Genomic DNA, 5,053 nt, shown 5'->3' with positions numbered 1-5,053 from the left:
CGGCTGCGCGCCCCAGGTCCAACCACTGATGCAGGTTACGGGCCTCAGGTGGCACACCGGTGTAGAGCGCGCGAATGCCGCCGCAGTGACTATGCCCGCAGACGATGATGCGGCGCACGGCCAGGCTCAGCACGGCAAACTCAATGGCGGCGGCGGTGCCGTGGTAGCCCGCCAGCGGCCCGCCGCAGGCACCATCCCAGGGCGGTACGAAGGCTCCGACATTGCGCACCAAGAACAACTCGCCCGGGCCGGTGCCCGTCAGCAGGTAGGGCACCAAGCGCGAATCGGAACAACCAATGAACAAGGTGGTCGGGTGCTGGCCTTCACTCACCAACGTCTGAAAGGTCTGCTGGTGGTCCGGAAAGGCCTGGTCATGAAAATGCCGCAGGCGGGCCAGCCATTCGTCGTCCATGGCCGGGCTCACTGCATCAGCGGCGCGTCATCGGCCTCCAGGGCCACGCCGCACACGGTGGCCTGGGCCGCCAGTTGCCGCAAGGTCTGGCCCAGGGCGGTCGCAAAGTGGTGCTGCTGCAAGTGCAAGGCCACTGCCTCGCGCACGGCTTCAAAGTCGGGCTGTAGGCCCGGCTCACGGGCCAGCACTTCCACCACATGCAAACCAAAACGGGTGCAGACCAGGCGGGGCAATACGCCCACCTCGGGCTGGCCCAACACCTCGCGCGCAAACTCTGGAGCGCAGTCGGCTGCGGCCAGCCAGCCCAGCTCACCGCCTTGGGCCGCGCTGGGGCAGTTGGACCACTCCGCAGCGGCTAGCGCAAAGGCCGGGCCTTGGCTGTCGGCCACGCGCAGGTTCAACAAGCAGGCCTCGGCCCGCTGGCGCAGCGGGGCCAGCGGCACGCCGGGTGTCACGGCAAACAGGATGTGTCGCACCAGCGCGCGTTCACCCTGCGCCCAGCGTTGCGGCTGGGCGGCAAAGTGGCGGCGGCAGGCGGCCTCGTCCACCGGTACCTCGGGCAAGTGCAGGGCCAACCACTGCTCGATGGCGGCCTGCGCCGCCTCTGTGATGGCTCCACCCTCGGGCACGGCGTCGTCAGCAGGCAGCAGGCCGTCACGCTGGGCGGCTTGGCGCAGCAGCTCGGTGCAGGCGCGCTGGCGCAACTCGGCGGGGCTTAAGGCCTCGTCGGGCCCTTGCAGTGCAATGTCGTTGATGGTGGCGAGCATGAGGAGGGGCTCCTTCAGAGTTGACGCTGCGGGGTGTTGTGGCCGGGGGGCACATTGAGGCGGCGCGAGCGCACCAACTGATGCGGACGCCACAGATAGGCCACCGACGCCAGCCCGCTCCAGACATGCACCAGACGGCTGAAGGGGAAGAGGAAGAAGATGGTCATGCCCAGCACCATGTGCACCTTGTAAGGCCAAGCCAGCTCGATCAGGTTGGCCGCTTGGGGCCGGAAGGTGACGATGCGCTGCGCCCAGTCAGCCAAGATCAACATCACGCTGCCATCCGCATGGGCCAGCGAGAAGGGCAGGGTCACCAGACCCAGGGTCAGTTGCACCCACAAGATCAGCAAGATGGCGATGTCGGTGCGGTGGCTGGTCAGGCGGATGCGCGGGTCAAACAAACGCCGCCACAGCAGCATGGTCAAGCCCACAAAACACACGGCCCCAGCCACACCCCCGGCCACGATGGCCAGCATCTGCTTTTGCGCCGGGGTCATGAAGGACTCGTACAAGGCATGCGGTGTCAGCATGCCCACGGAGTGGCCGACGAACAGAAACAAGATGCCCAGGTGAAACAGGTTGGAGCCCCAACGCAGCATGCCGTGGCGCAGCAGCTGCGAGGAGTCGCTCTTCCAGGTGTATTGGTCGCGGTCAAAGCGCGCCAAGCTGCCCATGAAAAACACGGCCAAGCAGATGTACGGATACACCGTGAAGAAGAAGTCGTGCAGGTACAGGCTGAGATCGGAATGCGAGTTCATGGCGTGGCTCCTGTGCGGGGGGCGTTGCGACGCACCAGGTGAATGGGTTGGGTCTGGCTGCTGCCTGGGCGTTGACCGGCACTGCTGCAGCCATCAAAGGCCACGGGCTCTTGCCAGCTTTCATCCAAGGGTTCTTCGGCGGCAATGGGCACGGCCTCGGCCGGGTGGCCTGCCAAGTCCAGCAAGGCGCCCAGCACGCTGGCATAGCGGCTCTGGCGCTGCGCCAAGGCGCTGAAGATCACGTTCAGCAAATGGGCGATTTCACTCAAGAAGCTGGCGGCCTCTTTGGGCGGCTGGGTGGAGCAAAACTCCAGCAGCACCCGCAGGTCGTCGGGCATCTCGCCCTCCGCCAAATAGAGCCCGCCTTTCTCGTAGGTCTGGGCCAGGTCGATCATGGCCGGGCCGCGCTCGCGCGAGTCGCCATGCACATGCTCAAACAGGCACAGCGCGGTGCGTCGTCCGCTGTCAAACAGCTGCACATAGTCGGCCTCGGCCTCCAATGGGGCTTGGCGCTGCAGGTGGGCGATCAGCCCATCCAGTTCGGCTAAGCGGGTTGCCCCCAGCGCTTGCTCTTGGTGCAGGGCGGCTTGCAGCTCTGGCAGGTGCTGGCGCAGGGGAGCGTCGGGGTAAGACAGCAAGCGGGCCAGCACCCGCAGGCTGCGGGCCATCGGCTTGGGCGAAGAAGCAAAGAGTTTCTTCATGCTCAGATCTCCGCCTTGATGGGAATGGTGCGCCGCTTCTCGCTGCCAAACAGGCTGGTGTCGCTGCTGCCCTCAGAGCAGCCGTTGCCAAAGCTGAAGCCGCAGCCGCCGCGCACATTGAAGGTGTTCTCGGCATATTCGCGGTGGGTGCTGGGGATCACAAAGCGGTCTTCATAGTTGGCAATTGCCATGGTTTGGTACATGTCCTCCACCATGTGCTCGCTCATCCCCACCTGCTTCAGCACCTCGGCGTTGTGCACGCCGTCCACATGCTTGCTGCGCTGGAAGGCGCGCATGGCCAGCAAGCGCTCCAGCGCCTGCTCCACCGGCTCTACTGCACCGGCTGTCAGCAGGTTGGCCAGGTACTGCACGGGGATGCGCATTTGCGCCACGTCCGGGATCTGGCCCTTGCTACCCACATGCCCCGCCTGGGTGGCGGCGGTGATGGGTGACAGCGGCGGCACGTACCACACCATGGGCAGGGTGCGGTACTCCGGGTGCAGCGGCAGCGCAACCTTCCAGTCCACCGCCATCTTGTAGACGGGGCTTTTGCGCGCCGCTTCCAGCCAGGCATCGGGGATGCCATCGGCACGGGCTTGGGCGATCACGGCCGGGTCGTTCGGGTCCAAGAAGAGGTCGAGCTGGGCCTGGTAGAGGTCTTTGTCTTTCTCCACACTCGCGGCCTGTTCGATGCGGTCGGCGTCGTACAGCAGCACGCCCAGGTAGCGGATGCGGCCCACGCAGGTTTCACTGCACACCGTGGGCTGGCCCGCCTCGATGCGCGGGTAGCAGAAGATGCACTTCTCGGCCTTGCCGCTCTTCCAGTTGTAATAGATCTTCTTGTACGGGCAGCCCGAGACGCACATGCGCCAACCCCGGCATTTGTCTTGGTCGATCAGCACGATGCCGTCTTCTTCGCGCTTGTAGATGCTGCCGCTGGGGCACGACGCCACACAGGCCGGGTTGAGGCAGTGCTCGCACAGGCGCGGCAGGTACATCATGAAGGTGTTTTCAAACTCACCGATCATGGCCTTTTGCGCGGCGTCGAAGTTGGCCAGGTTGGCGTCTTCGCTGCGCTTGGCATATTCGCCGCCCAAGATCTCTTCCCAATTCGGGCCCCAGACGATTTTGTCCATCTGCTGGCCGGTGATCAGGCTGCGCGGGCGTGCCGTGGGGCTGGCCTTCATCTCGGGTGCGCTTTGCAGGTGCGCATAGTCGAAGGTGAAGGGCTCGTAATAGTCGTCAATCTCCGGCATGCGCGGGTTGGCGAAGATCTTCATCAAGAGCTTCCACTTGCCGCCTTGGCGCGGTTCGATCTGGCCGTTGGCCTTGCGTACCCAGCCGCCTTGCCATTTGTCTTGGTTCTCCCAGGCCTTGGGGTAGCCAATGCCGGGCTTGGTTTCCACATTGTTGAACCAGGCGTATTCCAGGCCAGGGCGGCTGGTCCAGACGTTCTTGCAGGTGACCGAACAAGTGTGGCAGCCGATGCACTTGTCCAGGTTCAACACCATGCCGATTTGGGCTCTTATCTTCATGCGTTCTCTCCTTGGGCCTGCACCAGTGCGACCTTGTCTTCGCCGACTGGCGTGTCCAGCCAATCGACCCGGTCCATCTTGCGCACCACCACAAACTCGTCGCGGTTGGTCCCAATGGTTCCGTAGTAGTTGAAGCCCCAGCTCTGCTGCGCATAGCCACCCACCATGTGCGTGGGTTTGAGCACGATGCGCGTCACCGAGTTGTGGATGCCACCGCGTGTACCCGTGATGGTGGAGCCCGGGGTGTTGATGATCTTTTCTTGGGCGTGGTACATCATCACCATGCCTGGGTTGACACGTTGGCTGACCACCGCGCGGGCCGCAATTGCGCCGTTGACGTTGAACAGCTCCACCCAATCGTTGTCGACAATGCCGGCCTTGGCGGCGTCTTCCTCGCTGAGCCAAACGATGGGGCCGCCCCGGCTCAGGGTCAGCATCATCACGTTGTCTGTGTAGGTGCTGTGGATGCCCCACTTCTGGTGCGGGGTGATGAAGTTCAGCAAGATCTCCGGGTGCCCGTTGGGCCGCTGCTGGTGCATGGCGGCCGTGGCCTTCATGTCCACCGGCGGCCGGTAGCTGGAGAGGCCCTCGCCAAAGGCCAGCATCCAGGCATGATCTTGGTAGAACTGCTGACGACCAGTGAGGGTGCGCCAAGGGATCAGCTCATGCACATTGGTGTAGCCGGCGTTGTAGCTGACAGTCTCGCTCTCGATGCCGCTCCAGGTGGGTGAGCTGATGATCTTGCGCGGTTGAGCCTGGATGTCGCGAAAGCGGATCTTTTCGTCCTCGCGGTACAAGGCCAGGTGCTTGTGCTCGCGGCCGGTGGCCTTCTCCAGCGCCTCCCAGGCTTTGACGGCCACATGGCCGTTGGTCTCGGGGG

At 64.2% G+C, this 5,053-nt stretch carries 6 protein-coding genes; all 6 read right to left on the bottom strand.

Annotated features, from left to right (window positions below; translation table 11 throughout):
* On the bottom strand, positions 1–412 hold a 412-nt coding region (locus tag KAK11_RS21565; protein ID WP_310737854.1), incomplete at its 3' end, for a carbonic anhydrase.
* Between the two features lie 8 nt (positions 413–420).
* Positions 421–1,179 carry a peptidylprolyl isomerase gene (locus tag KAK11_RS21560; protein ID WP_210811692.1) on the bottom strand — a complete coding sequence of 253 codons (759 nt, stop codon included), beginning with the start codon at positions 1,177–1,179 and terminating at the stop codon, positions 421–423.
* A gap of 14 nt (positions 1,180–1,193) precedes the next feature.
* The gene (gene narI, locus KAK11_RS21555; protein ID WP_210811691.1) at positions 1,194–1,937 is read right to left on the bottom strand and encodes a respiratory nitrate reductase subunit gamma; all 744 of its coding nucleotides are present in this window, start codon (positions 1,935–1,937) and stop codon (positions 1,194–1,196) included.
* Positions 1,934–2,638: a nitrate reductase molybdenum cofactor assembly chaperone gene (narJ, locus tag KAK11_RS21550; RefSeq protein ID WP_210811689.1), complete on the bottom strand. Its 705-nt coding sequence runs from the start codon at positions 2,636–2,638 to the stop codon at positions 1,934–1,936. Before narJ ends, narI begins: the two co-directional genes overlap by 4 nt.
* A 2-nt stretch (positions 2,639–2,640) precedes the next feature.
* Positions 2,641–4,173 carry a nitrate reductase subunit beta gene (gene narH, locus KAK11_RS21545; protein ID WP_210811688.1) on the bottom strand — a complete coding sequence of 511 codons (1,533 nt, stop codon included), beginning with the start codon at positions 4,171–4,173 and terminating at the stop codon, positions 2,641–2,643.
* Positions 4,170–5,053, bottom strand: an 884-nt coding sequence (locus KAK11_RS21540) for a molybdopterin dinucleotide binding domain-containing protein (protein ID WP_210811686.1), incomplete at its 5' end; no start/stop codon positions are given. The genes KAK11_RS21540 and narH, both read right to left, overlap by 4 nt.

The organism is Ideonella paludis, assembly GCF_018069865.1.
In the GTDB taxonomy this organism is placed as follows: Bacteria; Pseudomonadota; Gammaproteobacteria; order Burkholderiales; family Burkholderiaceae_C; genus Ideonella; species Ideonella paludis.
Note: the sequence above shows the minus strand (reverse complement) of the source record. Positions and strands in the feature narration are given on the sequence as shown.